At 63.6% G+C, this 24,347-nt stretch carries 26 protein-coding genes; 10 read left to right on the top strand and 16 right to left on the bottom strand.

The window, feature by feature from the left end; translation table 11 throughout:
- Nucleotides 1-28: 28 nt before the first annotated feature.
- Complete coding sequence (locus M1D88_RS02515) at nt 29-769, bottom strand: 3-hydroxybutyrate dehydrogenase (RefSeq protein ID WP_458113048.1); 741 nt, start codon at nt 767-769, stop codon at nt 29-31.
- Between the two features lie 138 nt (nt 770-907).
- Here M1D88_RS02515 and M1D88_RS02510 point away from each other — a divergent pair, with 138 nt between their 5' ends.
- Nucleotides 908-1,816 (top strand): LysR family transcriptional regulator, encoded by a 909-nt coding sequence (locus M1D88_RS02510; RefSeq protein WP_458113047.1) that lies wholly within the window; start codon nt 908-910, stop codon nt 1,814-1,816.
- On the opposite strand, the gene M1D88_RS02505 is transcribed toward M1D88_RS02510, so the two are convergent.
- The 3 genes from M1D88_RS02505 to M1D88_RS02495 form a co-directional block, all read right to left on the bottom strand.
- Nucleotides 1,813-2,709: a spermidine synthase gene (locus tag M1D88_RS02505; RefSeq protein ID WP_458113046.1), complete on the bottom strand. Its 897-nt coding sequence runs from the start codon at nt 2,707-2,709 to the stop codon at nt 1,813-1,815. The two genes, M1D88_RS02510 and M1D88_RS02505, sit on opposite strands and share 4 nt — an antisense overlap.
- A 95-nt stretch (nt 2,710-2,804) precedes the next feature.
- The gene (rfaE2, locus tag M1D88_RS02500) at nt 2,805-4,349 is read right to left on the bottom strand and encodes a D-glycero-beta-D-manno-heptose 1-phosphate adenylyltransferase (RefSeq protein WP_458113045.1); all 1,545 of its coding nucleotides are present in this window, start codon (nt 4,347-4,349) and stop codon (nt 2,805-2,807) included.
- On the bottom strand, nt 4,346-5,872 hold the full coding sequence (locus tag M1D88_RS02495; RefSeq protein WP_458113044.1) for an aldehyde dehydrogenase family protein: 1,527 nt from the start codon (nt 5,870-5,872) through the stop codon (nt 4,346-4,348). The genes rfaE2 and M1D88_RS02495 overlap by 4 nt, the downstream gene beginning before the upstream one ends.
- A 252-nt stretch (nt 5,873-6,124) precedes the next feature.
- Between M1D88_RS02495 and M1D88_RS02490 the strand changes: the two genes are divergently transcribed.
- On the top strand, nt 6,125-7,270 hold the full coding sequence (locus M1D88_RS02490) for a glycosyltransferase family 9 protein (protein ID WP_458113043.1): 1,146 nt from the start codon (nt 6,125-6,127) through the stop codon (nt 7,268-7,270).
- Here M1D88_RS02490 and M1D88_RS02485 read toward each other — a convergent pair.
- From M1D88_RS02485 to M1D88_RS02455, 7 genes are read right to left on the bottom strand one after another with little or no spacing between them, the layout of a single operon-like run.
- A complete protein-coding gene (locus tag M1D88_RS02485) occupies nt 7,236-7,937 on the bottom strand; it encodes an SDR family oxidoreductase (protein WP_458113042.1) in 702 nt (233 codons plus the stop codon). The genes M1D88_RS02490 and M1D88_RS02485 overlap by 35 nt on opposite strands.
- Before the next feature lie 32 nt (nt 7,938-7,969).
- Nucleotides 7,970-9,364 carry a PfkB family carbohydrate kinase gene (locus M1D88_RS02480; protein WP_458113041.1) on the bottom strand — a complete coding sequence of 465 codons (1,395 nt, stop codon included), beginning with the start codon at nt 9,362-9,364 and terminating at the stop codon, nt 7,970-7,972.
- Entirely contained in the window at nt 9,361-10,023 is a 663-nt protein-coding gene (locus M1D88_RS02475) for a D-sedoheptulose-7-phosphate isomerase (protein WP_458114611.1), read from the bottom strand. Before M1D88_RS02475 ends, M1D88_RS02480 begins: the two co-directional genes overlap by 4 nt.
- A 56-nt stretch (nt 10,024-10,079) precedes the next feature.
- On the bottom strand, nt 10,080-11,339 hold the full coding sequence (locus M1D88_RS02470; RefSeq protein ID WP_458113040.1) for a glycosyltransferase: 1,260 nt from the start codon (nt 11,337-11,339) through the stop codon (nt 10,080-10,082).
- Complete coding sequence (locus tag M1D88_RS02465) at nt 11,336-12,352, bottom strand: glycosyltransferase (protein ID WP_458113039.1); 1,017 nt, start codon at nt 12,350-12,352, stop codon at nt 11,336-11,338. Before M1D88_RS02465 ends, M1D88_RS02470 begins: the two co-directional genes overlap by 4 nt.
- Nucleotides 12,349-13,425 carry a glycosyltransferase family 9 protein gene (locus M1D88_RS02460; RefSeq protein WP_458113038.1) on the bottom strand — a complete coding sequence of 359 codons (1,077 nt, stop codon included), beginning with the start codon at nt 13,423-13,425 and terminating at the stop codon, nt 12,349-12,351. Before M1D88_RS02460 ends, M1D88_RS02465 begins: the two co-directional genes overlap by 4 nt.
- Nucleotides 13,422-13,964 (bottom strand): D-glycero-alpha-D-manno-heptose-1,7-bisphosphate 7-phosphatase, encoded by a 543-nt coding sequence (locus M1D88_RS02455; protein ID WP_458113037.1) that lies wholly within the window; start codon nt 13,962-13,964, stop codon nt 13,422-13,424. The genes M1D88_RS02460 and M1D88_RS02455 overlap by 4 nt, the downstream gene beginning before the upstream one ends.
- A gap of 73 nt (nt 13,965-14,037) precedes the next feature.
- On the opposite strand from M1D88_RS02455, the gene M1D88_RS02450 reads away from it, so the two are divergent.
- The gene (locus tag M1D88_RS02450) at nt 14,038-15,000 is read left to right on the top strand and encodes a glycosyltransferase family 9 protein (RefSeq protein ID WP_458113036.1); all 963 of its coding nucleotides are present in this window, start codon (nt 14,038-14,040) and stop codon (nt 14,998-15,000) included.
- On the opposite strand, the gene M1D88_RS02445 is transcribed toward M1D88_RS02450, so the two are convergent.
- Nucleotides 14,958-15,875, bottom strand: a complete 918-nt coding sequence (locus M1D88_RS02445; RefSeq protein WP_458113035.1) for a sigma-70 family RNA polymerase sigma factor — start codon at nt 15,873-15,875, stop codon at nt 14,958-14,960. The genes M1D88_RS02450 and M1D88_RS02445 overlap by 43 nt on opposite strands.
- A 184-nt stretch (nt 15,876-16,059) precedes the next feature.
- Between M1D88_RS02445 and M1D88_RS02440 the strand changes: the two genes are divergently transcribed.
- Nucleotides 16,060-17,211, top strand: coding sequence for an NAD-dependent epimerase/dehydratase family protein (locus tag M1D88_RS02440; protein ID WP_458113034.1), 1,152 nt, complete (start codon nt 16,060-16,062; stop codon nt 17,209-17,211).
- A 72-nt stretch (nt 17,212-17,283) separates the two neighbouring features.
- Here the strand turns inward: M1D88_RS02440 and M1D88_RS02435 are convergent, their stop codons facing one another.
- Complete coding sequence (locus M1D88_RS02435; protein ID WP_458113033.1) at nt 17,284-17,802, bottom strand: hypothetical protein; 519 nt, start codon at nt 17,800-17,802, stop codon at nt 17,284-17,286.
- Nucleotides 17,803-17,970: 168 nt separating this feature from the next.
- Here M1D88_RS02435 and M1D88_RS02430 point away from each other — a divergent pair, with 168 nt between their 5' ends.
- The 5 genes from M1D88_RS02430 (at nt 17,971) to M1D88_RS02410 (ending at nt 22,149) form a co-directional block, all read left to right on the top strand.
- Nucleotides 17,971-18,870: a hypothetical protein gene (locus M1D88_RS02430; protein WP_458113032.1), complete on the top strand. Its 900-nt coding sequence runs from the start codon at nt 17,971-17,973 to the stop codon at nt 18,868-18,870.
- A complete protein-coding gene (locus M1D88_RS02425; protein WP_458113031.1) occupies nt 18,867-19,289 on the top strand; it encodes a phage holin family protein in 423 nt (140 codons plus the stop codon). The genes M1D88_RS02430 and M1D88_RS02425 overlap by 4 nt, the downstream gene beginning before the upstream one ends.
- Nucleotides 19,290-19,307: 18 nt before the next feature.
- Nucleotides 19,308-19,904: a DUF3618 domain-containing protein gene (locus tag M1D88_RS02420; protein ID WP_458113030.1), complete on the top strand. Its 597-nt coding sequence runs from the start codon at nt 19,308-19,310 to the stop codon at nt 19,902-19,904.
- 126 nt (nt 19,905-20,030) lie between these two features.
- A complete protein-coding gene (locus M1D88_RS02415; protein WP_458113029.1) occupies nt 20,031-21,182 on the top strand; it encodes a YihY/virulence factor BrkB family protein in 1,152 nt (383 codons plus the stop codon).
- A 115-nt stretch (nt 21,183-21,297) separates the two neighbouring features.
- On the top strand, nt 21,298-22,149 hold the full coding sequence (locus M1D88_RS02410; protein WP_458113028.1) for a universal stress protein: 852 nt from the start codon (nt 21,298-21,300) through the stop codon (nt 22,147-22,149).
- A gap of 20 nt (nt 22,150-22,169) precedes the next feature.
- Here M1D88_RS02410 and M1D88_RS02405 read toward each other — a convergent pair whose 3' ends face one another.
- Both M1D88_RS02405 and M1D88_RS02400 read right to left on the bottom strand, forming a co-directional pair.
- Complete coding sequence (locus M1D88_RS02405; RefSeq protein ID WP_458113027.1) at nt 22,170-22,847, bottom strand: O-methyltransferase; 678 nt, start codon at nt 22,845-22,847, stop codon at nt 22,170-22,172.
- 57 nt (nt 22,848-22,904) lie between these two features.
- On the bottom strand, nt 22,905-23,255 hold the full coding sequence (locus tag M1D88_RS02400; RefSeq protein WP_458113026.1) for a thiamine-binding protein: 351 nt from the start codon (nt 23,253-23,255) through the stop codon (nt 22,905-22,907).
- A 69-nt stretch (nt 23,256-23,324) separates the two neighbouring features.
- On the opposite strand from M1D88_RS02400, the gene M1D88_RS02395 reads away from it, so the two are divergent.
- Nucleotides 23,325-23,945, top strand: a complete 621-nt coding sequence (locus M1D88_RS02395) for a TetR/AcrR family transcriptional regulator (RefSeq protein WP_458113025.1) — start codon at nt 23,325-23,327, stop codon at nt 23,943-23,945.
- 69 nt (nt 23,946-24,014) lie between these two features.
- Here the strand turns inward: M1D88_RS02395 and M1D88_RS02390 are convergent, their stop codons facing one another.
- Nucleotides 24,015-24,338, bottom strand: coding sequence for a hypothetical protein (locus M1D88_RS02390; protein ID WP_458113024.1), 324 nt, complete (start codon nt 24,336-24,338; stop codon nt 24,015-24,017).
- Nucleotides 24,339-24,347: the final 9 nt, after the last annotated feature.

The following is a 24,347-nucleotide window of genomic DNA, read 5'->3' as shown; positions in this document are numbered from 1 at the left end:
CCTCCCCACGATTCAACCCTCCCGAGGACTACCGGGCTGACCAGCCGCCATCCATCGTGTAGCTGGCACCGGTCACCATCCCGGCCTGCTCGGAGGCCAGCCAGGCAACCAGTGAAGCTACCTCCTCAGGTTCAACGAGGCGCTTCACTGCGCTCTCGGTCAACATGACCTTGGCCAGGACTTCGGACTCCCGAATACCGTGGGCCTTGGCTTGATCTGCTATCTGCGATTCCACCAGCGGCGTGCGGACGTAGCCCGGGTTGATGCAGTTGGACGTGACCCCGTACTTCCCTCCTTCAAGGGCCGCCACCTTGCTCAGCCCCTCGAGCCCGTGTTTGGCGGCGACATAGGCTCCCTTGAAGGGAGACGCGCGGATCCCGTGGACCGAGGAGACATTGATGATGCGCCCAAAGCCGTTGGCGTACATGTACGGCAGCGCTGCACGGATGAGGAGGAACGGTGCTTCCAGCATGAGGGCCAGGAGGTGACGGAAATCAGCGGGGTCAAACTCGTGCAGGGGGTTGATTCGCTGGATTCCGGCGTTATTGACAAGAATGTCGCAGTCCAGGCTCAGTGACTCCAACGATCCCACGTCAAGCAGGTCAACTGCCCAGGCTGTGCCGCCCACTTCGTCTGCCAAAGTGGTGGCGCCGGCCTGGTCGACGTCGGCGACGACTACTTTTGCCCCTGCCTCCGCAAGGGCCCGCACGCACGCCGCTCCGATTCCGCTCGCGCCGCCCGTGACCAGCGCTTTCCTGCCGTTCAGCATGTTTTCCTTCTCTATGGGTCAATCAATCCTTAACTCCACCCCCTCCCACCAGGCAGGTTTGTGCATTCCTGAGTATTACTTTCCAAATGTCGCGGTTCAATGGGCAATGAAGCACCGCTCGTGTGCAGAATTGCAGATATGGACATTAATCCTGACGACCTGCTGGTGCTGCTCGCGGTGTCCCGCTCGGCAAAATTCACGACGGCGGCCCAGGCTCTCGGGCTGAACCACACCACCGTTTCACGCAGGATAGCGGCATTGGAAAAGACTCTCGGAGGCCGGGTGCTGGCGCGCGCAGCGGGGGGCTGGGAATTGACCGAACTGGGCGCCCAGGCTGTCGCCGTTGCCGAGCAGGTGGAGGCGGCCGTCGATACGCTGGGGCCGTCTGGCAGGGCACCTGACCCGATTACCGGCGTGGTCCGCATGACCGCTACCGATGGCTTCAGCGCCTATATCGCCGCCCCGGCAGTGGCGCGGCTGCGCAAAAACCACCCCGGGCTGAGTGTGGAAATCGTCACCGTGACCAGGCGGGCACTGCAGCAGCGCTCGGGCCTGGACATTGAGGTTGTGGTCGGAGAACCGCAGGTCCACCGTGCAGAAGCGTTCCGTTTGGGTGAATATGTGCTCGGAATGTATGCCTCGAGGAGATATCTCGCCGCCAACGGAACCCCGGCCACAGTGGCGGAACTGGCCGTACATCCCCTGGTCTACTTTGTGGACTCCATGCTGCAGGTGGATGACCTGGATGCTCCGCGCAGACTGGTTCCCGAGATGAAGGATGGACTCAGCTCCACGAATGTCTTCGTCCATGTGGAGGCCACCCGGGCCGGAGCCGGCATCGGTTTCCTGCCGTGCTTCATGGGGGACCTTCATGAGGATCTGGTGCGGCTGATGCCTGGGAAGTTTGCCGAGCGACTCCCCTACTGGATGGTCCTGCGGCCGGATTCCATGCGCCGGCCCGCCGTCGCCGCCGTCGTCCATGCCTTGCGCGAGCAGACGGTGGCGCACCGCAAGGCACTGCTGGGTATGGCCCAGGGGATTACCTAGGGGACGGCCACGGTTTCCATCGGATCCTGCAGCTCGACAGGATCGTGGCGGATCGGTGCTCCAGCGGCAAAAGCACGCACCTTGGCGTCGTCCCAGATGTGGGCAGGAACGCCGCCGCCGAGGAGCCGGCGGGTCAGTTGGGGATCGTCGTCGAACGGCTGGTCGCTCCCGGCCATCACCATGTTGCCGTAGCGGCGGCCCTTCAGCATGGCCGGGTCCGCAATAATCATGGTGTGCTCGAAGGTAGCCGCAATGGTGGCGGCGTCCTCCCTCGCGTTTTTCAGGTCAGGCGCATCTCCGGAGTTCACAATGTAGATTCCTCCCGGCGCGAGGACCCGGCGGGCGTGCTGGTTGAATTCCCTGGTGGTCAGCGGCCGCGGCGTGAATGCCCCGGCGAAGACATCCCGGATGATGACGTCCCTCGTTTGCGCGGTGAGGGTTTCCGTGACCTCGCGGGCTTCCCCTACTCGCAGGCGAAGCATGGGGGCTTTCGGCAGATCGAACCAGCCGCGGACGTATTCAGCCAGCTTGCCGTCCAGTTCCACCACCACTTGGCGCGCCTCAGGATACGAGGCATGGAAGTATCGGGCCAGGGAGCACGCGCCACCGCCAAGGTGCAGAAGCCGCAGCTTTGGCTTGGACTCCGCCGGCCAACGTGATTCAACCAAAGCGGACATCCAGCGCATGTATTCGAATTCGAGAAGCAGCGGGTCGGCCAGGTCGATGTGGGAGCTCATCACACCGTTGATCCGCAGGAGCCAACCCGTTGAGTTGTCCTGGTCAGCGATGAGCTGGCAGTCACCGGTATCGATGTAATAGACACCTTCCGCAGGTCCTGCCGGACGGGTTCCCTTGGGTATTTCAACCACTCCCGGCACTGACTTTCCGGCCATCGCACTTCCGGCGGTTTTACCGGCTCTGCCCTTCCGCCCCATCAGCCGGCCACTGCTTTACTCATGCCTTAACCCTAAGCGCTGATGCAGGAACGCTAGGTCACAGCACCGCCACTAACGGCACCGTCAACGGCACTGTCTCCAAGAGCAGCGCTATCGCCCTTCCTGATTCGCTCCACGACAGCGGTGGTGGACAACTCGGCGACGTAGTCCAGGATGGTAACTTTGCCGCCATAACGTTCAACAGCCGGGGTTTCGGCGAGCATTTCCGGAGTGTAGTCACCGCCTTTGGCGTAGATCTCGGGCTGGACCATCTCGATCAACGGGATGGGGGTAGGGGTGTCGAAGACTGTCACGTAGTCCACGCAGCTCAGCGCGGCGATGACGGCTGCCCGGTCAGCCACCGTGTTGATCGGCCGGCCGGGACCTTTGAGCTTCCGCACGGAATCGTCGCTGTTGAGCGCAACCACCAGGATGTCACCCAATTGCTTAGCCTGGTTTAGGTACCTTGTGTGGCCGCGGTGCAGCACGTCGAAGCATCCGTTCGTCAGGACGATCCTGCGGCCTTCGCTGCGGTGACCTTGGACATGGCGCACCAGCTCCTCAGCGCTGAGGGCAGTATCCGCGAAGCTTTCGAGGTACCGGCTAAGCTCCGCTGTGCCGCAGACCGAGGTGCCGGCATGGTGAACCACGACGTCGGCGGCAGCTTGGGCGAGGTCAAGGCTGGTGGTGAGGGGCAGGGAGGCGGTCCGAGCCAACGTCAGGGCAGCCACGAAGGTGTCCCCGGCCCCCGAAGCCTGCTTTTCGGTAGCTGGCCGCGCCCAGGTGCGGTGGGTGGTGCCGGCCGCGGGCAGCAGCAACGTGCCGTCCCGGTCCAGAGTGACCACCACGGCCTTTGCCCCCGTTGCTTCAATCAGGCGGTCCCGGTTGCTCTCGATGACGGAGGGACGGTCGTCGTCGTCGGACAAACGAAGATCCAGCAGCCGTGCTGCCTCCTGCGCATTGGGAGTCACAAGGTCCGGTTGAAGGTGGGCCCACGGGCGGGGATCATGCGCGTCCACCACCGTGAGAAGTCCAGTCTGCCGGCCGGAGAGCACATCCAGGAGGGCGCTCCGGACCGGACCTTCAAGCGCGCCGGAACTGTAATCGCACAGAACAACGGCATCCTGGCCCCTAACGGAATCGGCCACTGCGTCCGCCAGCGTATTCAACGCCTCTAGCGGAATGGCCCGGGCGGCATCATCGAAACGGAGCAGGACCTGCCCGCCGCTGCTGACGCGGGTCTTGGTAGTGGTCACCATGTCCGCGTGGTCCACCAGATTCCTGACGTCCACACCTGCGTCCTGCAGCTGCCGCTTGAGTTCCCGGCCTGCCTCGTCCCGGCCGATGATTCCCGCGATCCTGACCCGGGCCCCCAAGGCAGCCAGGTTCATGGCGGTATTGGCGGCGCCACCGGGTGCAAAGTCCCTCCGGTTGATTTCCACCACCGGTGCCGGGGCTTCACGGCACAAACGGTTGATGGCGCCGCTCCACCAGCCATCAAGCATGACGTCGCCCATCACAGTAATGGCGGGAGAGGTAGCGGCGAGCCTGCCGGGCAGCCATTCCGCGAGTCCCCGCTGCTCGGAGAGTTCCGTCATGGCTGACCGTCCACGCTGCCGTCTACTACGGCGGCGCCTTCTGTGCGAACAAGCGCAATGCTCGCCGGAGCGGCAACGTGGGGAGCGGAGTCAGCTCCAACAGAAGAATCAGCTTCCGGGGAAGGGGCAGTTTCAGGGGCGGCAGCAATATGGACCACCTTGACGCGGGTGAATTCATCCAGCAGCTCCGGCCCGTACCCGAAGCCATCGCCGCTCTCGCCACGCGGTTGGGCAGAGCCGCCGGGCGCCCCGCCAAAGACCTCGTTGATCTTGACCGTGCCGACCGGCAGCCCGGCGATGGCGCGCTGGGCGTGGGCGATCCTTCCCGTCAGTAGCGTGGCGGCCAAGCCATAGCGCCCGCTCGCAGCCAGGGCAAGGCCCTCGTCGAAGCTGTCCACCACCTGCACTGGTGCCACCGGCCCGAACGTCTCTTTTGTCATAATGTCCATGCTTCCGGTGCAGTCCACGAGGACGGTGGCCGGGTAAAAAGCACCCGGGCCCTCCGGAACCTCGCCGCCTTCGACCGCGCGGGCTCCCTGCTCCACGGCAGCCTCCACCTGCTGGTGAACGGCCTCCCGCATGCGGAGATCCACAAGCGGAGCCAACGCACCGGCCTCATTCCGTTGGCGCGCTTCCGCTTCCAGGGCTGTGCAGAATGCCTCCGCTATGGAGCGGTGAACGTAGATCCGCTCTACTGAGGTGCAGATCTGCCCGCTGTTGCTGAACGCGCCGATGGCAGCTTGCCTGGCCGCCCAGACGGGATCGACGTCGTCATCCACCAGCAGGGGATCGTTGCCGCCGTTTTCCCTGATCACGTGCGCGGCGTTCTGCAGCGAAGTGCGGGCGATCTGCGCCCCTGCTTCGCTGGAACCTACGTGCGCCACCACTGCCACTCCCGCCTGCTCTGTGAGAAGCGTCCCGATCTCCGGGCCCCCGGTGAGGGTTATGAGGACATCCGGCGGAAATACCGGAGCCAGAACCTCGCCAAGCAGGCGGCCGAGGTGCGGGCACCGTTCGCTGGGCTTATGGATTACGGTGTTCCCGGTCACCAGGGCCGCCCCGATAAGGCCGCAGGCGACAGCCACCGGATCATTCCAGGGAGTCAAAAGAGCAGCAACGCCACGGGGTTCGGCGACGGTGTAGTCAGACGCCAGGAGATTACCCCTCAGACTGTGTCCGCGATGGACAGGCCCAAGCTCCGCATACTGCTCCAGTGTTGATACACCTGCCGCGATTCCGGCCAAAGCTTCTTCCACCGGCCTGCCGGTCTCCCGGGCGTTCAAATCAGCCAGCTTGGCCGCCGCCGAGTCCAAGGCGAGCGCGGCTTCCCTCAGATACCTTCCGCGGTCAGAGGGAGACGTGGCACCCCACTCTTCCTGGGCGTCGCGGGCAGCATTCACCGCTCGCCGGATATCCAACGGAGCCGCCTCCTGTAAGGTACCCAGCAGATCTCCGGTCCGGGGATCGTAAATGGTGATTCCTTCCACGGCGGCGGTACGGGCTCGCTGGACAACTGTGGACATGGCGTTCCTCCTCGGCAGGCGCTGACCAGCCCCGGGTAAGGGGTGGGAAGCAGTGGGTCTGCAAGACGTTCTTATCCCGTTTCCGTACCCCTTCATCATGCCCTTTAGACACCGAAACAGAGACTCATTTTGGAGCGGAACGGGAGGGTACTTTGCCAGTAGCCAGAGGCCGCTGAAGGGCCGTATGGTGGCTCCACGGGGAGCGGCGGCCAAGCCCTCCAAAGAGACGATCAGCAGCATAAGGAGAGCAGAGTGGAGCAGCTGACGGCAGATTTTGGTGGAGCGGGCATTGTTGGAACCGGAGTTGGCCCCGTCCTGGAAAAGTTCGAGGGAATCTCGAGGATTGCTGTGCTCCGCGGAGGCGGGCTCGGGGATCTGCTGTTCGCCGTTCCCGCCATCGCCGCGCTCAAAACTGCCTATCCCGGGGCGGAAGTCACCCTGCTTGGAACGCCAATCCATCAGCAGGTGGTCGAGGCGACTGTCGGGCCCATCGATAGTGTGCGCATCCTGCCCTATGCAGAAGGGGTCCGTCCGGGCGAAGAGGACCCGGAAGGGTTGGAACGCTTTTTTGCTGAGATGCGTGCAGAAGAGTTTGACCTCGCCGTGCAGCTCCACGGAGGAGGACGCTACTCCAATCCGTTCCTGCTGCGGCTGGGAGCCCGCCACACGGTGGGCACGCGGACAGTGGACGCGGCAAGCCTGGAGCGCACAGTCCCCTACCTCTATTACCAGAATGAGCCGCTCCGCGCGTTGGAGGTGGCGGGCTTTGCAGGAGCCCCTCCCGTTGACCTTGAGGCGAGACTGGCCCCGTCCGCCAGCGTGGATGAGGCCCTGGTGAACAACGAGGCCCAGGCGCTGGTTGTGATCCACCCCGGCGCTACGGATCCTCGGCGGCGTTGGCCTGCCGAACGGTTCGCGGAACTGGCCGCGGCCTGCGCGGCTGATGGATGCCAGGTGCTGATCGTGGGCGATTCGAGTGAGCAACCACTCGCTGAACGGATCAGGGAACTCGCCGCCGTCTCCTCCCCCGGGATGGTCAGGTCAGTAGCAGGCGAGCTTGATGTGTCCGGACTGGCAGCACTGCTGGCCAGATGCACCGTGATGGTGGCCAATGATAGCGGGCCCCGGCACCTGGCTCAGGCGTTAGGCGCTCCCACTGTCGGCATTTACTGGGCAGGAAACGTTATCAACGCCGGCGCTCTGGGCCGGAGCCTCCACCGCGTGCATGCCTCCTGGACCACGAAATGTCCAAGTTGCGGGATTGATGTGACCCAGGTCGGCTGGACGGCCCCCCGCTGCAGCCATAACGACTCCCTGGTGGAGGAGGTTGCGGTCACCGCAGTCTATGAGGACGTTCGGGGCCTTACGGCCAGGAGCCCTCGTCTTCGTGGCAGATGAGCATCTCCCGGATTTCACATCCTTGAGGCTGTGACAGCACAAAAAGAATGGCCTGTGCCACGTTGGCCGGATCATTCAAGCGGGAGTCGTCCTGGGGTTTGTACTGTTCCGGACGGTCATCGAAGAATCTGGTTTTCATTCCGCCTGGGATCATGGTGGTGACGCCTATCTCGCCGCCCGTCTCGGCTGCCAGAGCGTGGCTGAAGCCCACCACTCCGAACTTTGAGGCGCAGTAGGCCGAGGCCTCAGGCAGCGCCCGCTTTCCCAGGGTGGACGCGACGGTCACCGCCCTGCCTCGGGACGCCTTCAGGTACGGCAGGGCTGCGCGGACAACAGAGACCGTACCCAATAGATTGACCCCGATGACCTTCTCCCAATCCTCCGCGGCCACGTCCTCCAGTTTTCCGCAGCGGTCAATCCCGGCAGCGGTGACCACGGCATCAAGTCCATCAAGGGTCTCCGCCGCCTGCCGCACCGCCTCCTCGACTGCCCTCCGGTCAGAGACGTCCACTTCGTAAGCCTTTACGGCCGAGACGTTGCTGATGTCGCGGTCCAACACCACGGGGGTCCCGCCGGCTTTCAGGACGGCGTCGACGACGGCGGCACCGAGTCCGGAGGCTCCCCCCGTCACCAGTACGCGGCCGGGGCGCATTGATTCTGCAGTCATGGTTTTCCTTCCGTTGGTGAAAAGTGGGGCGCTCAGCCAACTTTCAAGAGCGCTTCCGCAAGGTTCGACGTCGATCTGGCAGGGTGGTAAGGAACGGTGGTGCACCGCCCGCCCCAGCTTTCAACGAGCGCTGCTTCCGGCAATTCCGTGACGTCATAGTCTCCGCCCTTGACCCATAGATCCGGCCGCAGCTTGTCCAGGCATAGCATGGGCGTGTCCTCATCGAACACCATCACGGCGTCCACATATTCGAGGGCAAGGAGCATCTCTGTTCGGTCCTCCTGGCTGATGATGGGCCGGTGCTCGCCCTTGATGCGGCGTACTGATTCATCCGAGTTCAGGCACACAATCAGGCAATCCCCCAACTTCCGTGCAGCGGCGAGCGCCCGTGTATGACCAGCATGCAGCAGGTCGAAGCAGCCCCCTGTAGCAACCACAGTCCCGCCCGCCTCGTGCACATTGCGGGCAAGGGCCAGGGCATCGGTACCGCTGCCGTGCAGCTTCACGGGTTGGCGTTCCCCCGCCAGAGTGGCAACGCCGCCTGCTCCGAGGAACGCTGCTGCCTCCCGGACGGCCAGGACAGCGGAATCATCCACATTGTGGCCGGCCAGCAGGTGCACAACGAGGCTGGCGGCCAAGCGGTCGCCGGCACCGCAGGGGTCTGACACTGAGGTTGCGGGCGCGGGAATGGTCAAGGCAGGCCTGCCGTCCTCCCGCACGAGCACGGCTCCGCGCGCCCCCATCGTCACCAGCACCGCTTTACTGTGCCAGTTCCGCAAGAGTGCCGCCGCAATGTACCCGGGGTCTTCGCTTCGTTCACCACCCTTGGGCTCACTGCCCGTGAGCTCCCCTGGCCGTGCCGAGAAACCACGGGCTTCACTCAGGTTGGGGGTCACGGCCTGGACGCCGTGGACAGGCTGGGTCCCTGCCGGATGCGGGTCCCAGACGATGGGGATCTGCGAAGCCAGGGACTCCAGGACCATCCGAAGCTCCGGCGCGGCCGTCAGTCCCCTGCCGTAGTCCGCCACCACAATCGCCTTGGCCTGTTCGAGAGCGTGCAGCATCGGTTGGGTGACCGCAGGCACCGGTGGGGGCTCGCAGCCCTCGTCAAAGCGGACAACGGGGTGGCCGTCGGCCCGCACCCTGGTCTTGACAGGCGTCGGCGCTCCCGACGGTCCGGCGATGACGGTGACTCCGTCCAGGGCACGTTCCAGATGCGAGGCGGATTCGTCGTCGGACAGGACAGTCACCAGGGTGACGTGATGCCCGTCAGCGGCCAGCATCTTCGCCACGAGCCCTGCACCCCCGGCCCGGCGCTGGACAGACCCAACGTCCACTACGGGAACTGGGGCGTCCGGGCACAGACGCGTGGCGTGGCCGGCGAGATCAACGTCCAGCAGCACATCCCCCACCACCACTATCCTCACGGCCGGACCTCCCCGGACCGAAAGTGCGCAGGAGAGCCGGCCGTAAAGCCCGCTGCCCGCCTCGATACTTCAGCGTCAAACGCCCGGCAGATTGCGTGCAGTGCAATCAAATGCCCCTCCTGCGCATTGGCTGAAATGGCGTCAACAACCACCGCTTCATCGCAGGCTTCTGAAAGGGGATTGGGGCCAGGTCCTGTCAAGGCCCATGTGCTGATGTTCAGGGCGGCGGCGGTTTCAGCAGCCCTCAGGAGGTTGGGGCTTTTGCCGCTCGTCGAGAGCAGGATCAGCACATCCCCTGACCTGCCATGGGCCCTGACCTGGCGGGCGAAGAGCTCCTCAAACCCGTAATCATTGGCAATGGCTGTCACGGCCGACGTCTCCGCATGCAGGCTGATGGCCGAAAACGGCACCCTCTCGCCGTCGAACCTTCCTACCAGCTCGGCCGTCAGGTGCTGGGCCTCGGCAGCCGAACCGCCGTTGCCGGCGGCGAGAAGCCGCTGGCCGCGCAGCAGCCGCTGCGCCAGCTCCTGCCCCCAGGAAGCGAGCCGATCGGCCTGGCCGCGCAGGGATTCCAAGGCCGGGAGGACATTCTGCAGGTGAGCCTGCACAGCCGCCAGTGACTGATTGCCGTTGCTATCCACCAAGGGCACGGTTGCCAAGGGTGGGAACGGAAGCAATGCCGGAACGGCACCCTCCTTGACCTTCCATTCAGTAGTCACAGCGCTGCTCCTTTCACATGCTCCAGCTGACGGGATGCGGCGTTTCCTGCCATTGCCTGTTGATAGGCCTTCTCCGATTCCGCTGCCACCCTGTCCCAGGAATAGCGGGACCTGGCACGCTTCTCCCCGGCCTTGCCAAGGTCGGAGCGCAGCCCCGGGGCCCCGAGCAGTTCCGCCACCGCAGCCGCAATGGCTTCCGGATCCTTCGGTGGCACGTGCAGTCCTGTCTTGCGGTCCACCACTGTGTCCCTCAGCCCGCCTACAGCAGCAGCCACAACAGGAACACCGCAGGCCATGGCTTCCAGCGGCACAATTCCAAACGGCTCATACCAGGGTGTGCAGACCACGGCGTCGGCGCTGCGCAGGATTCCCGGCATAACCTCCCTGGGCAGTTGCCCGCGGAGGCTCACCTGATTCGCCACTCCAAGCTCCTGGGCAACGGCCATGAGCCGGCTGCCTTCCGGATCGGCACCGGTGACGGCTGCGTCACCCTCGCCGCCCACAATCAGCAGTTCGACGTCGTCGAATCCAGCGGCGCGAAGGAGCGGCAAGGCCTGAATCACCAGATCCACCCCCTTACGCGGAACCAGGCGCCCTACGGAGAGGATGCGGTAGGTACGGGGCCGCGTTTCGGAGTCGCCTGTGGCGGAAAACAGCTCCAGGTCCACGCCGCAGGGAGCAATTGAGATTTTCCCGGTGTTGATGCCCATGGCCTTCAGCTCGAAAACTTCGTCCGAGCACGTGGCGATGATCCTGTCAGCGGCCCGGCCCACGTACGGTTCCAGCCACTCGCGCTCTGCAGGGCTGGTGTCCTGGGCGCCCTGGTGGCGTCGTTTGACTGTTCCCAGGGCATGGAAGGTTTGAACCACGGGCACGTGCAGGCCTGCGTCTCCCCTTCTGGCTGCATCCAGCGAAGCCAGTCCGGACATCCAGAAATGCCCATGGACCACGTCGGGACGCCGGCTTCCCCAGTCCTGTGCAATCCCGTCGGCCAGCTTGCCCATAAAGGGGAGCAATTCATCCTTGGGAACGTGCTTCGCCGGACCCGCATCAACATGGACCACTTCGAGGCGAGGCATAATCCTGACCCTGGCCGGCAGATCGGCGGCGTCGCGGCGCGTGTAAACAGTGACGTGATGGCCGCGGCGGGAAAGAGCAGTTGAGAGAGCTGCGACGTGGACGTTCTGCCCGCCCGCGTCCACTCCGCCCAGCGCGGCCAGAGGACTCGCGTGCTCTGACACCATGGATATTCTCATTGCATTTTCCTCTCTTGCGCCGGAACAAGTACTTGTCCCCTCCGGAAACGCCGGCACGGAAGGCTGTCCAGCAACTCGTCCCAGGCAGCGAGGAAGGCATCCAGGCTGTAGTTCGCCAGGGCCGCCTCCCGCGCCGCCGCTCCCATCCGCTGTGCTTCCTCGGGATCAAGGATCAGCCTGTGCGCCCAGCGCCGGAGCTCCTCAACCTCGGTTGAAGCGACGCCGGCCCCAGGAGGAACCGCGCGGGCTGCCTCCGTCGTGGCCAAGACAAGCACGGGCATGCCGAGATGCATCGCCTCCAGCAGTGACAGTCCCAGAGATGTCCAGCGCATCGGATGCAGGTAGACGCGGCAGCGGGCCAGTTCACGGTGGAGGGAGGGCGTCGGCAAGTCCCCGCGAAGCTTCAACCGCGACGGATAGATTCCCGTTTCAGCCGGCAGCCCGTCTCCGCCCATGCCGAACACCTGAAGGGGGGCGACCGACGCAAATCGTGCCAACAGGTCAGTGCCTGTCACCCTTCCACGGCGCACCGGTTCATTGACCACGACGCCCAGATCCGGGGTCTCCCCTGTGTAGAGGTAGCCCGGATCCGGGATGCCGTGCTCAATCACCACAGTGGGGGCCGCCCCGCTGTCCCAGAAGAGGTCGTTGAAATGGGTTACATGGACGATTGGAATGTTGTTCTGACTAGAGAGCGGGTGGCTTGTCCATGGCACGTCACCCTTCGGTGTGTTGTGTTCCACATACACAGCCGGAAGCTCCGTGCCGGGCCTGCGGCCCAGAACACGCTGGACTTCGTCAATCTCTTCAGGCCGTTGGAGCACGACGGCGTCAATGCTGTCCGCGTCCAACGTGGCCAACGTGACTTCAGCCACCGAGGCAGGCCAGTTCCTGCCTGCGCGGCCCAGCCCCCATGGACCTCCTTCGGGAAGGGCCGGCAGGAGGTACTCGTGGCGTCCGCGGACGAACGCGTCCGTCCAGGAGCCGTGAACATGCCACATCAGGATTCTCATGGATGCCAGACCTTTCGCCGGGTACTGAGGGAAGACACTCCGCTGATCAGCCGTTCCACAGCATCCGCCACCTGCTCAGGCGCTACCGAGCTGAGGCAGGGATGCCCTGGTACCGGACATTCCCTTGCCCTGCTGAGCCTGCAGGCGGCGTTTTGGTCACCCAGCAGCTCCAGCGGAACTCCGTAGGGGGCCCAGCGGACGGCGGGAACCACGGGGGAAAAGAGGCAAACCACCGGTGTTCCCACAGCCGCGGCAAGGTGCGCCGGTCCGGTGTTTCCGGTCACTACGGCCTTGGCCCGGGCTAGGACACCGGACAGGGTCCGCAGGTCGGTGCGGCCGCCGAGGTCGATCCCGGACGGCCCTGCGACAGTTGCCGTCAGCGCCCTTTCACCCTGAGCGCCGGTCACCACCACCCTGTGGCCTGCACCTTCGAGCAGTTCCACGGCAGCAGCATGATGCAGCGGCGGCCAGGCGCGTGCAGGCGCTGTTGCCCCCGGATGCACCACGATGTACGGCTCCTCCCCCACAAGGTCCGTGACGTCGGGGACGGGAACCACTTTGAGCTTGCCGTCGTCGCCCGGGGGTAGTTCGAATCCGGCGGCGCGTGCGATGCCAAGGGCACGCTCGGCCTCAGGTTGATCCTCGGGAAAATCTTCGCCCGGCCGAAGCCTGACATCCAGGAGAGAGCCGGGATAGTCCGTTGAGGCGCCGGTGATGCGGGTGACTCCGGCCAGGCGCAGCAGCAGTGCCAGCGGCAGCGGAGATTGATGAAAGGACGTGAGGATGACGGCTTCTGTAATCCTTGAGTGCCGGATGAAGTCGGTAAGGGTGTCCAGGTGCCGTGCGCTCACAGGTGGGGCAGGATTGGCGATCCAAGGGCACGCCCAGCTGAAGACCTCGGTGACGTCGGGAAGAATGGACGCCGCCGCTTCGCCCTGGGGCCCGCACAGCATGACAACGTCGTTGGCCCGTCCGGCGCCCGAGCGCCGGCCATGGGCAACTGCCCGAACGGCAGGACCCGCGAGCAGGACGTCGCCAACGCTGTCGAGGCGGGCCACCAGGACGCGGCTCACGGCGGACCGTCCAGGAGCATCCGGATTGCAGCGCTAAGGTCGGCGGCAACGTTCCCGACGGCGGCTTCCACCTCTTCGGTACGGGTCGCCGGGGTCGGGACAAGGACACCCCTGACACCAGCGGCTACCGCGGCATCCAGATCAGAGCCGATGTCGCCTATGTAAGCCGCCTCCCCGGGTGAGATTCCCAGGCGGCGGCAGGCGGCAATGAGCATTCCGGGGGCCGGCTTCCTGCAGCCACAGCCGTCCTCGGGCGCATGCGGACAGATCTCCCAGACATCGAAGGGCCCCAGCAGCTCCTCGATGCGCGAATTGACGCTGCTGACCTGGCTTTGGGTCAAGAGACCACGGGAAATTCCGGATTGGTTACTGATGACGCCGGTGGCCAGGCCCAGTGCGCGCAGCTCCCGCAAAACAAGGGCGGCATGGCCCATGGGTTCCACCAGGTCCGGGTTCCCGTTGTAGGGCACGTCCTGTACCAGCGTGCCGTCCCGGTCGAACAGGACAGCCCGAAGCGGTAATGAGTTGTCACTTCCCATATCCAGTCCGTTCCCCGTTACAGTCCTTGCTAAACAAGTCGGGCAGTACTTCTCTTGGAGCTAGACTCCAAGCTTGGGGAAAGGACACGGATTGAACGGTCATTCGGTGCAGCAAGACAAGCCTGAACTGCTGGTGTTGAGGGCCCTCAAACTCGGAGACCTGCTGGTTGCGGTGCCGGCGTTGCACGCGTTGCGCCGCGCCTTCCCTGACCACCGTCTTCGCTATGCTGCCCAGGGCTGGCTGACCGAGGCACTCCAGCTCGTCGGTGGTTTTGAACTTCTGCCGACCCATGGGCTGGACGAGCCGATTGCGGTCGAGCCCGGCACCGTGGACGTAGCAGTCAACCTGCACGGAAGCGGCCCGGAAAGCCAAGAGCGTATAGAAGAACTCAGGGCCCGCCACACCATTTCCCACGTCTCCGAGCGCAGGGCCGGGCCGCGGTGGCAACCTGATCTCCATGAGCGGGAGCGGTGGACGCGGCTGCTGCAGTGGCATGGCATCGAGGCTGACCCCCTGGACTTTCGCCTCAACCGTCCGGCAGTGCATACAGATACGCCCGGTGCCACCGTAATTCATGTAGGCGCGGCCTACGGCAGCCGGCTCTGGCCTGTCGACAGGTTCGCTTCCGTGGCCTGGAAGCTGGCGGCCTCAGGGCACAGCATCCTTTTTACAGGAAGCTCAGCCGAACGCGAGCGGGCGTTGATGGTCTGCCGCAGGGCTGGCCTCGCCGCTACTGCGGTGGTAGCTGGGCAACTGACACTGAGCCAGTTCGCTGCAACCGTGGCCGACGCCCGGCTGGTCATCTCGGCCGACACCGGGGCAGCACACCTGGCCTCCGCTTACGGCAGGCCGTCAGTGGTGCTGTTCGGCCCCGCGCCACCCGAGATCTGGGGCCCCCCGCCGGGCCCGCATGTAGTGCTGACCAAGGCAGAGGCAAGACGTGGAGACACCTTTGCCGCTGATCCTGACCCCGCAATTCTGGGCGTGACCAGTCAGGAGGTGCTGGAGGCCGTCCGCGGCCTGGGCCTGCTGTGAACGTCGCCGTCGAGCAGCCGTTGCTGAAGCTGGACCAGAATCTTCGAGAGCCGTCGCGAGACCTGCATTTGGGTCATCCCCACTCTCTGGCCCAGTTCACTTTGTGACTCTTCCAGGAAATAGCGCCGGTACAGCAGCTGCCGGTCCGCTTCGCTGAGTTCCTGGATGGCTTCGCTGAGGCTCAGAAGTTCCTCGAGCCGCTCAGGGGAGGCATCCGGAGAAACAAGCATCTCAACGGGAGGCGGTGCATCACCGTGCACATCTACTGCATCCAGGGAGTCCGGACGCAAGCTGGCTGAGGCAGCCAACGCTTCCCGGACAGAGGCGACGTCGGCACCCAGTTCCCGGGCGATTTCGGCGTCCGTGGGCGTCCTTCGCAACCTCTGCGACAGCAGCGGCTCGGTCCGCAGGATCTCCGTGCGAAGGTCCTGGATGTGACGCGGTGGCCGGACCACCCAGCACCGGTCCCGCAAGTATCGTTTGAGTTCACCAGTGATGGTGGGGGTCGCATAAGCGGGGAAACTCCCGCCCCGGCTCTCATCGAAGCCCCGCGCGGCCTTCACCAAGCCCAGGTAGGCAACCTGATTCAGGTCCGCCCGCTCGCGCCCCCTGGAGACAAACCTTGCGGCGAGGGACTCCGCAAGGTCCAGGTAGGTGAGAACCAGGTGATTCTGGAACGTGAGTTGAATCTGGCCTTGCTGGTTCTGTCGCGGCTGGTTCTGTCGCGGCTGGTTGTGCCCCGGCTGATTGTGCGCCGGCTGATTGTGCCGTTGCTGGGTGTGCGCAGGCCGGGCATGTACAGGCCGGTTTTGTGCCGGCCGGGTGCTTCGTCCGGTTGCCGGGAGCAACGGCAGGGAAGGCTGGGTTTCCCGCATGTCGTTCGTTCCTTCGTGCTGGAGCGTTCGAAAAGCCCGTGGCAAGACTTATCAGTAGCGAACCATAAGGTTGCTTATTAAACAATGCCCGGTAGCGTTATTCGAAGAACTTGTCTGAACCTGGGAACGGTGCCATTGGCACTTCTGGAGCCTGGCCACCAGTTGAACGGAAGGACCATCCGAGATGCGCGTCGTTATCGTAGGAGGCAGCGGCAATGTTGGAACGGCCGTGCTGCGCAGGCTTCAAAAGGAGCGTTCGGACAGGCCTGATCTGGAACTGGTCGGAGTGAGCAGACGCGTTCCCGACTCCTCCAAGCCACCATTTAACGGCGTTTTGTGGCACGCCCTGGATGTTGGGGCAGAAGAAGACGGACACCGGCTCAGTGCGGCCCTCAAAGGTGCAGATGCAGTGGTGCATCTCGCATGGCAGGTTCAACCAAACCACGATCTGGACCGGCTCTACCGCACCAACGTGACTGGCACGGCAAACATGCTCAGGGCAGCCAGGGATGCCGGCGTAAAGCAAATCGTGTGCGCTTCCTCAATCGGCGCATACAGCCGGGCGGCCAGCAAGGAATCCAGGGTAGACGAGAGCTGGCCGGTTGGCGGCATCCCCGGCTCGCACTACAGCAGGCACAAGGCGGAGCAGGAGGCCCTGCTGGACAGCTTCATGGCAGAGAACCCCGCCGTTGTCGTGGCCAGGCTAAGGCCGGGTCTGACTTTCCAGCGTGATGCGGGATCCGAGATCGGAAGGTACTTCCTCGGCCCGCTGATCCCGAAACTCCTGCTGGGCAAACCCAGGACGCCCATCCTTCCCGTTCCCCCACAGTTTGTTTTCCAGGCCGCACACGCCGACGACGTTGCTGACGCCTACTGGCGGGTTCTTGACCGCGGAGCGGAGGGCGCCTTCAATATTGCCGCCGAACCCGTGGTGACGCCACAGGGGTTGGCTGCGCTGTTCCACGCAAAGCGCTGGTTGCCTATCCCTGTACGCATGGTCCACGCTGCAGCGGATCTCAGCTGGAGGCTCCATTTACAACGAACCGACGCCGGCTGGGTGGACATGGCGGAAGGGGCTCCCATCATGGACACCACCCGGGCCAAGGAAGTTCTCGGCTGGACACCCCAGGTATCCTCACTGGATGCCATCAGGGAAGTACTGGCAGGGCTCGGCTCGGGGCAGGGGGTAGCAGCATCGCCCGCCATGCACCCGCGGCCGCTACCGGGACCGGCTGGGCTTCGGAGGCAGGCGATGCGCAGGGTGGCGGTCCGCAGTGGAGCCTTGCGAAGCGAGGCTTTACGTCGCCAGGTGCTCCGTACGCCCGGCGGACAGTAGCAACAGGCCTAAGCGCAAGTAATGCCTGGCTGCCAAGCCGCCAGGCATTACTGAGGGGCCTGTTTCAGTGCCCTAACGGCCGCCGTCGTCCTGCCTGCCGCTGTCTTTGGCTTCACGGTCAGCGGCATCGCGGTCAGCAGGGCCCCGGTCAGGAACACCATGTTCAACATGGCTCTGATCACGGCCGGGGGCCTGATCCCGCCGGCTCTTTGAGTCAACGTTGGGATCCAGTGAATCAGCACGCTGCCGCCGTTCGGCCGACTCATCGCGGAGCGACTCAGCCTCCTTTTGACGTTTCTCAGCTTCCTGGCGCATCCTCTCGGCATCAACCTGAGCCTGTTCGGCATCTGCGCGGGCCTTGATGGCATTGGCCTCACGCTCGCGGGCGTCGAGTTCGATATTTTCTGCCTTGCGGCGCATCTCGTCCGCCTGTTGACGCTGTTCGGCTACGTGCTTGTGGTGTAGTTCCTCTTTGCGCTTCCGGGCAGCCATCAGTCCCAGAACGAGCGCCGCCACAACGATGATTCCTATCACGATCCACACCCAGGCCATTGCATCCATGGGATATTCAACCCTTTCAAATTCGCGCAAGATCCGGCGATTTTTCATTGCCGTCCTTACTGTTCAGCAGTACCCAACCCGTCCGCTTGAAAGATCTTAGAAAGGGTACTTACTATTCGATAGTAATCATGCTTACTATTTAGTGCCAGTAATGCTGGTTCTTGATCAGCAGCCGACCTTTTGAGAAAGAGAGCGAAGATGACAGAGAACCAATGGCCGCAGGACGGAAGCTACGGCACCGCTCCGGCCGATGCGCGATCGACCGACCCGTACGACCCCGCTTACCCAGCAGGAACAACCACTTCCGCAGGGATGCAGTCCGGTGAGGAGACCGGGTCATCCAAAAAGGACGCCATGAAGACTGAGGCCGGGGAAGTCGGCAGGCAGGCCAGCGACTCTGCCAGGAATGTGGCGGAAACGGCAAAGACTGAGGCATCAAATGTTGCAACAGAGGTCAAGACGAACGCCAAGGACCTGCTGTACCAAGCGAAGTCCGACCTGACAGACCAGGCAGGAACCCAACAGCAGAAAGTAGCTGACGGGCTGCGCTCCATTTCCAGCCAACTGCACTCCATGGCCTCGGCTCCTGATGAACAGGGTGTTGCATCGGATCTGGTCCGACAGGCAGCAGAACGCTCCTCCTCAGTTGCTTCCTGGCTTGAAGCAAGGGATCCGGGCTCGCTGCTGGATGAAGTAAAGTCCTTTGCCCGCCAACGTCCGGGAACCTTCCTCCTGCTCGCGGCCGGAGCAGGCGTCCTGGCTGGCCGCTTGACCAAGGGCTTGACCGCCGGTTCAGCTGATTCCGGAATGGGCACCAGCACCGGTCGCAGTACCGGAATGGCTGAGCCAATGCCCGGAGGGATGGCAGTTCCACCACCGCCGGTCCAATATCCGGCTCCCACAACGAGCACGGCAGGCGCCGCAACAGGGACTGGAGGCCAAACGTATCCGCCGAATCCCGTGGAAGGCGCAGGAACCACGAGCGGTCAGTGGGCCGATGACCCGCTGGCAGGCGACCGCGTTGGTGAGAGCCCCTTATCGGGAGGCACAACTGACGATCCATACCGCGACGATCCGTTTGATGGTGGGCGTCGATGAGCAGCCAGGTACCGGAGCCTCCTCCCTCTGAGGCGCACATGAAAGCGGACAACTCCTCACTGGGCGATCTGCTGGGCGATGTCACCAGGGATATTTCCACCCTGATGCGCCAGGAAGTTGAGTTGGCCAAGGCTGAGATCAAGCAGTCAGGAACCCGGGCCGGGAAAGGTGCAGGTCTTTTGGCCGGCGCCGGCGTAGCCGGACATTTCGTCCTGCTGTTCCTCTCCGTGGCTCTCTGGTGGGGACTGGGCAACCTGATCGGGCACGGCTGGTCCGCCGTCGTCGTCGCCGTAATCTGGGCCATCATCGCAGCCATCCTCGCGTCCATGGGCCGCAAGGAACTCAAGGCGATCAAGGGCATGCCGCAGACAGCGGAAACGCTCCAGGAGATTCCACCCACCCTGAAACCAAATACCTAGATCGAGCAAGGACACACGATGACCGAAAACCCGGACGCAATCCGCGCCGACATAGAAGCAACCCGCACGCGGCTAGGCACCAATGTCGATGCCGTGGCAGACAAAGTCACACCGTCCAATATCGTCCACCGCCAGACCGACAAGGTAAGGGAAGCCGTTTTTGGAGTTAAGGAGAAAGTCATGGGAGCAGCCGAGAACACCGCTGACCGTATGCATTCAGCCCAGCAAGGCGGCGGCTCCGCCCTTAGTGACGCCGGTGCCGCCATCAGTGACGCACCCCAGCAGGTTAAGGCAAAAGCCCAGGGTAATCCGCTCGCTGCCGGGCTGATCGCGTTCGGCGCCGGAATGCTCCTCTCTTCACTGATCCCGGCAAGTGAGAAGGAACGTGAGGCGGCCCAGCAAGTCAAGACAGCCGCCGAACCCCTGACCACGCAATTGACGGAAACAGCCAGGGACATGGCCCAAGGACTGAAGGAACCTGCCCAGGAGGCCATGGAAAACGTCAAGACTACTGCGGCAGAGGCCACCGAACACGTCAAAGGCGAGGGCCAGATGGCAGTGGAGGACGTCAAGTACAAAACAACAGACGCCAAGGACAACGTACAGAAGGCCTGAGCATGCCGCGTTCGGCCAGGCCGGCGGCCCGCATTCGCGGGCCGGCCGGCCTGGCCGTTTACTCTTCCCCTCACTCCTAGCGAAAACGCCCCACAAGGAAATCCGGCAGATTTGAGGATCGTTCCCATGGCCAGAAACAACTTCTCTGCGAAGAACAGCTCAAACGCAGGCACCGAGTCAGCTGACAACAGCACAGCGAAGGCCCGAACAGCCCCGGCCCCCGATGATCCGCGCAAACCGGACAGTCCCGACGACGTCACCAAGCCTTCCTGGAAGTACATTGCACGGAAGACGCTCCGGGAGTTCACAAGGGACCAATGCCAAGACCTGGCTGCGGCCCTGACCTACTTTGGTGTGCTGTCGCTTTTCCCTGCTCTGCTGGCGCTGGTGTCGTTGCTAGGTGTTTTTGGCCAGGCGGAAAGGACAACTTCCGGCCTGCTGGATATTGTGCAGGGTATTGCGCCCGGCGGCACGGTCGACTTCATCCGGCAACCGGTGGAGGAGCTGGTCAACTCCCCCGCTGCTGGTTTCACGCTGATCATCGGCGTCCTGACCGCCCTCTGGTCTGCATCCGGATATGTGGGAGCCTTCGGCAGGGCAATGAACCGGATCTATGAGATCGACGAAGGCCGCGGCGTCGTCAAACTTCGCGGCACAATGCTGGGTGTCACCGTCGTGACCGTGCTTCTCGTGGCGGTGATCGCGGCCATGCTGGTTCTCAGCGGTCCTGTTGCCGAGGCCGTAGGAAGCGCCATTGGATTGGGCGGAGCCTTCCTGACCACCTGGAACATCCTGAAGTGGCCAGTCATCGTGCTCCTGGTGGTGGTGGCCATTGCCATCCTGTACTACGCCACCCCCAACGTGAAGCAGCCCAAGTTCCGCTGGATGAGCATGGGCTCGTTCATTGCCCTCGTGGTGTCGTTCCTGGCTACTCTCGGCTTCGCCTTCTATGTCGCCAACTTCGCCAACTACAACAAGACCTATGGCGCCCTCGGCGGCGTCATCATACTGCTGCTGTGGCTCTGGATCCTGAACATGTCGCTCCTCTTTGGGGCAGAGTTCGACGCCGAGATGGAACGCGGACGGCAGCTCCAGGCGGGCATTGAGGCCGAGGAGACCATCCAGCTGCCGCCCCGGGACACCAAAAAGAGCGACAAAATGCAGGAAAAGGAAGAAGAAGACATCCGCCAGGGACGGGAACTGCGCGAACAGCACGCCGGCCAGCAGGAAGGCAAAAACAACGGCGCGGAAGGCAACGGCCGGCCCCGCGGCCGCTAGTCGCCAGTGCCAGTCGCTAAAAATCATCAGGCATGGGCCTCTGCCCTAGTAATCCTGCGGCTCTTGGCGTTTACTTGGTTCCACCTTCGCGCCGATGCAATCCAGGGAGGCCGCAATGCCGGGAGCCGCAGAATGGAACGAGAACCGCATCCTTGCGGTGGGTTTCGACGGGTCCGAACAGTCCCAGCTTGCTGTCAGGTGGGCAGCTGAACATGCAGCTGACCAGAACCTGAAACTGCGGATAATCCACGCCTGGGTGTGGCCTGTGTTCACCAAATCCCTCGGACCCGTCAAGGGTGTATCTGGCAGCGGGCTGCGCCATGCCGCTGAAGCTACGTTGCAGGAGGGTGTGGACCTGGCGCACGAGGTATCGGGCGAATTGGAGGTTGAAGGCGTTTTCGAGGCAGGCCTCCCGGGTCAGGTACTCAGGGACGCCACCAAGGACGCCCGCCTGCTCGTGGTGGGGCACCGGGGCATAGGCGGCATCGTTGGCCAGCTGGCAGGTTCAGTCTGCCTGGACCTCGCCGGGCACTCGCCGTGCCCCCTTCTGGTTGTGCGGTATCCCCACCGGGGAGGCGAGCCGGTGCTGGCAGCGCTCAGCACTGCACCCAACAGCGAAGCCGTGATCGTGGACGCACTCAGAATGGCGCGCGCATTGAAAACCTCGCTGGAGCTGGTCCACGTCGACGTAGAAAACGGACACCACCACGAACCTCACGGCCGGCACTCGCCGCTCCATGGGCAAGCGCTGGTGGACCATGCGGTTGAAGCCGCCCGCGAATTGGCGGAAGATGTGGCTGTTTCCGGCATCCTTCGGCAAGGCCACCCCATCTCCCGGGAGCTTGCCGCCGCGTCAGCCAACGCGGATCTGCTGGTCCTGGGAGCCCACCGCCGGGAGGGTGGACCCGGGCGCACCGTTTCAGCCCTCCTCCCGCGGGCACTGTGCAATGTGATGATCTCGCGATAAGGGATTACCGGGTCAGCTGATTACCTCACCACGGCAAGGGCGAAGCCGTCCCAGCCCTTGGAGCCCACGGTTTGGATCACAGTCGCATCCAGCCGGGGGTTCTCCCCCATGATGTGCAGCGCATCAAGGATGCCGGGGGCGTTGACGTTGTCCAGTTCGGGCTCCAGCACAGCGCCTTCCCATACCACGTTATCCATGACGATGGTGGTTCCTGGCCGGCCAAGGCGGATTGCCCAGTCAAGGTAGTGCGGATCGTTTTCCTTGTCTGCATCGATGAAGACAAAATCAAAGGGTCCCCGCGATTCAGCCTCCAGCAGGGGCAGAGTCTCCAGCGCGGCGCCTACCCGGATCTCCACTTTGTGTCCCACGCCTGCAGCGTCCACGTTTGCCCGGGCAACTTCGGCATGCCGTTGGAGGTATTCGCACGTCACCAGCCGGCCGTCGTCGGGCAGTCCCTGGGCCATCCAGATGGTGCTGAAACCGGCCAGGGTGCCGATCTCCAGCACATTGCGGGAACCGGACAGCTGCACGAGCAACTTCAGCAGCTTCCCTGCGTTGGGTGCCACCTCAATCCTGGGCATGCCCGCTGCGGCCGCGGACACCACCGCCCGCTGAAGCCCAGGATCAGGATGGACGACGACGTCGGTCAGGAAGTCTTCCACTGCGGTCCAGTTTGACTCGGCCTTGTGCTCGATCATCCGCCCAGTCTGGCAGTTTGTAGGCACGCGCGGAAGCATGCACGCGGAAGACGGGATTTATCGGCTTTCGCTGATGGCCTTTTCCAGGCGCTCAACTTTGCCGGACAATTCTCCGGAGTAACCTGGCCTGATATCCGCTTTGATGACAAGGGACACCCTGCTGCCGAAACGGCCCACGGCTTCGGTAGCTTCCTTCACAACAGCGAAAACCTCGTCCCACTCACCCTCAATGGTGGTGAACATGGAGTCCGTCCGATGGGGAAGTCCCGATTCCCGGACGATTTTCACGGCGGCGGCGACGGCGTCGTGAACGGAACCGTCAGCAGCGTTAGTAGAGGAAGCAGCAGAGGAAGCGGGGTTTCCTCCGGCGGGCGTGCCCGAAGGGGCGACGGAGAATGCAAGCAACATGCGTCCAGTGTTTCATGCCCCCTGCGTCATATAGAGTGCCTACCAATCAGTAACCCATAACCTTGAAAAATGAACGTGGCAGTAGAGCGTAAGCCCCTCCGTGCTGATGCTGCACGCAATGTAGATAAGATCATCAGTGCCGCGAGGCAGTGTTTCCGTGAGCATGGTCCTGACGTTCCTCTTCAGACCATTGCAGAAACGGCCGGGGTTGGACCCGCAACACTTTTCCGGAACTTCGCCGACAAGGAACAGCTGGTGTTGGCCGCTCTCAACCGACAGCTCCGGCTTCATGTCGATCCCGTCATCGACGAGGCCCTCTCCGGACAAGATGCCGCTGCAGGCCTCTTCAGCGTCATAGACGCCCTTATGACCGCAGCCAGCGAGGACGCCAATCTGCTCGGCGCTGTTGCCGGGCGGAGGCAGCTGCTCACCGGCATCACCGGCGGGCTCATCGAGTCTGTGGGTGTCCTGCTGGGCCGGGGGCAGGGCCAAGGAACACTTCGCGAGGACATTTCACTTACGGACCTCTTCAGGCTGCTGGCCATGCTGATCGGGGTAGTGGACACCATGGAGCCCGGCTCTGACGCCTGGCGCCGCCCCGTTGCGCTGATCGAGGACGCCATACGCACCGAGCGTCCCCGGCGCCCTCTGCCTGCCCAATCCCCGCTGCCGGGTCTGCAGCTGGCCTGACTGGCAGCCCTGGTGCCCGGCGATGCTCGCAGGTAGTTTATTGAGGTCCCGGTCTACGCGGGTCCCGGTCTACTCCGAGTCCCCCGGCTCATTTTCCGTACGTTCGCCGTCGTCGTGGGCGCGTCCGGCGTCCTCTGATTCCCTGCTGTAGGATGCGCGCCCACCCCGGGAATCAAGCTCGTCCAGGCGTTCGTTCAGTGCATGGCTCAAGATGTCACGCTGAAGCGGCGGCAAGGCTATGGCTCCATGGATGTAGGCCTCGACTTCAAACTGGCCTGCAACCCCTCCAATGCTGAAATACCTCAGCCAAAGCTCTTCAATCCGAAGGTCCGCGTCCCTCAGCGTCTCTTCGAACCGAAGCCTTTGCTCATCCTCGTCTTTGCCCAGGGCCAAAGCGCACCC

The organism is Arthrobacter sp. R1-13, from assembly GCF_054161475.1.
This window is presented reverse-complemented; position numbering and strand designations above follow the sequence as displayed.

Coding starts and splice junctions, on each gene's coding strand:
- M1D88_RS02515 (WP_458113048.1), bottom strand. CDS start 769: ATGCTGAACGGCAGGAAAGCGCTGGTCACGGGCGGCGCGAGCGGAATC.
- M1D88_RS02510 (WP_458113047.1), top strand. CDS start 908: ATGGACATTAATCCTGACGACCTGCTGGTGCTGCTCGCGGTGTCCCGC.
- M1D88_RS02505 (WP_458113046.1), bottom strand. CDS start 2,709: ATGGCCGGAAAGTCAGTGCCGGGAGTGGTTGAAATACCCAAGGGAACC.
- rfaE2 (WP_458113045.1), bottom strand. CDS start 4,349: ATGACGGAACTCTCCGAGCAGCGGGGACTCGCGGAATGGCTGCCCGGC.
- M1D88_RS02495 (WP_458113044.1), bottom strand. CDS start 5,872: ATGTCCACAGTTGTCCAGCGAGCCCGTACCGCCGCCGTGGAAGGAATC.
- M1D88_RS02485 (WP_458113042.1), bottom strand. CDS start 7,937: ATGACTGCAGAATCAATGCGCCCCGGCCGCGTACTGGTGACGGGGGGA.
- M1D88_RS02470 (WP_458113040.1), bottom strand. CDS start 11,339: ATGAGAATATCCATGGTGTCAGAGCACGCGAGTCCTCTGGCCGCGCTG.
- M1D88_RS02465 (WP_458113039.1), bottom strand. CDS start 12,352: ATGAGAATCCTGATGTGGCATGTTCACGGCTCCTGGACGGACGCGTTC.
- M1D88_RS02455 (WP_458113037.1), bottom strand. CDS start 13,964: ATGGGAAGTGACAACTCATTACCGCTTCGGGCTGTCCTGTTCGACCGG.
- M1D88_RS02445 (WP_458113035.1), bottom strand. CDS start 15,875: ATGCGGGAAACCCAGCCTTCCCTGCCGTTGCTCCCGGCAACCGGACGA.
- M1D88_RS02440 (WP_458113034.1), top strand. CDS start 16,060: ATGCGCGTCGTTATCGTAGGAGGCAGCGGCAATGTTGGAACGGCCGTG.
- M1D88_RS02430 (WP_458113032.1), top strand. CDS start 17,971: ATGACAGAGAACCAATGGCCGCAGGACGGAAGCTACGGCACCGCTCCG.
- M1D88_RS02425 (WP_458113031.1), top strand. CDS start 18,867: ATGAGCAGCCAGGTACCGGAGCCTCCTCCCTCTGAGGCGCACATGAAA.
- M1D88_RS02420 (WP_458113030.1), top strand. CDS start 19,308: ATGACCGAAAACCCGGACGCAATCCGCGCCGACATAGAAGCAACCCGC.
- M1D88_RS02415 (WP_458113029.1), top strand. CDS start 20,031: ATGGCCAGAAACAACTTCTCTGCGAAGAACAGCTCAAACGCAGGCACC.
- M1D88_RS02410 (WP_458113028.1), top strand. CDS start 21,298: ATGCCGGGAGCCGCAGAATGGAACGAGAACCGCATCCTTGCGGTGGGT.
- M1D88_RS02405 (WP_458113027.1), bottom strand. CDS start 22,847: ATGATCGAGCACAAGGCCGAGTCAAACTGGACCGCAGTGGAAGACTTC.
- M1D88_RS02400 (WP_458113026.1), bottom strand. CDS start 23,255: ATGTTGCTTGCATTCTCCGTCGCCCCTTCGGGCACGCCCGCCGGAGGA.
- M1D88_RS02395 (WP_458113025.1), top strand. CDS start 23,325: ATGAACGTGGCAGTAGAGCGTAAGCCCCTCCGTGCTGATGCTGCACGC.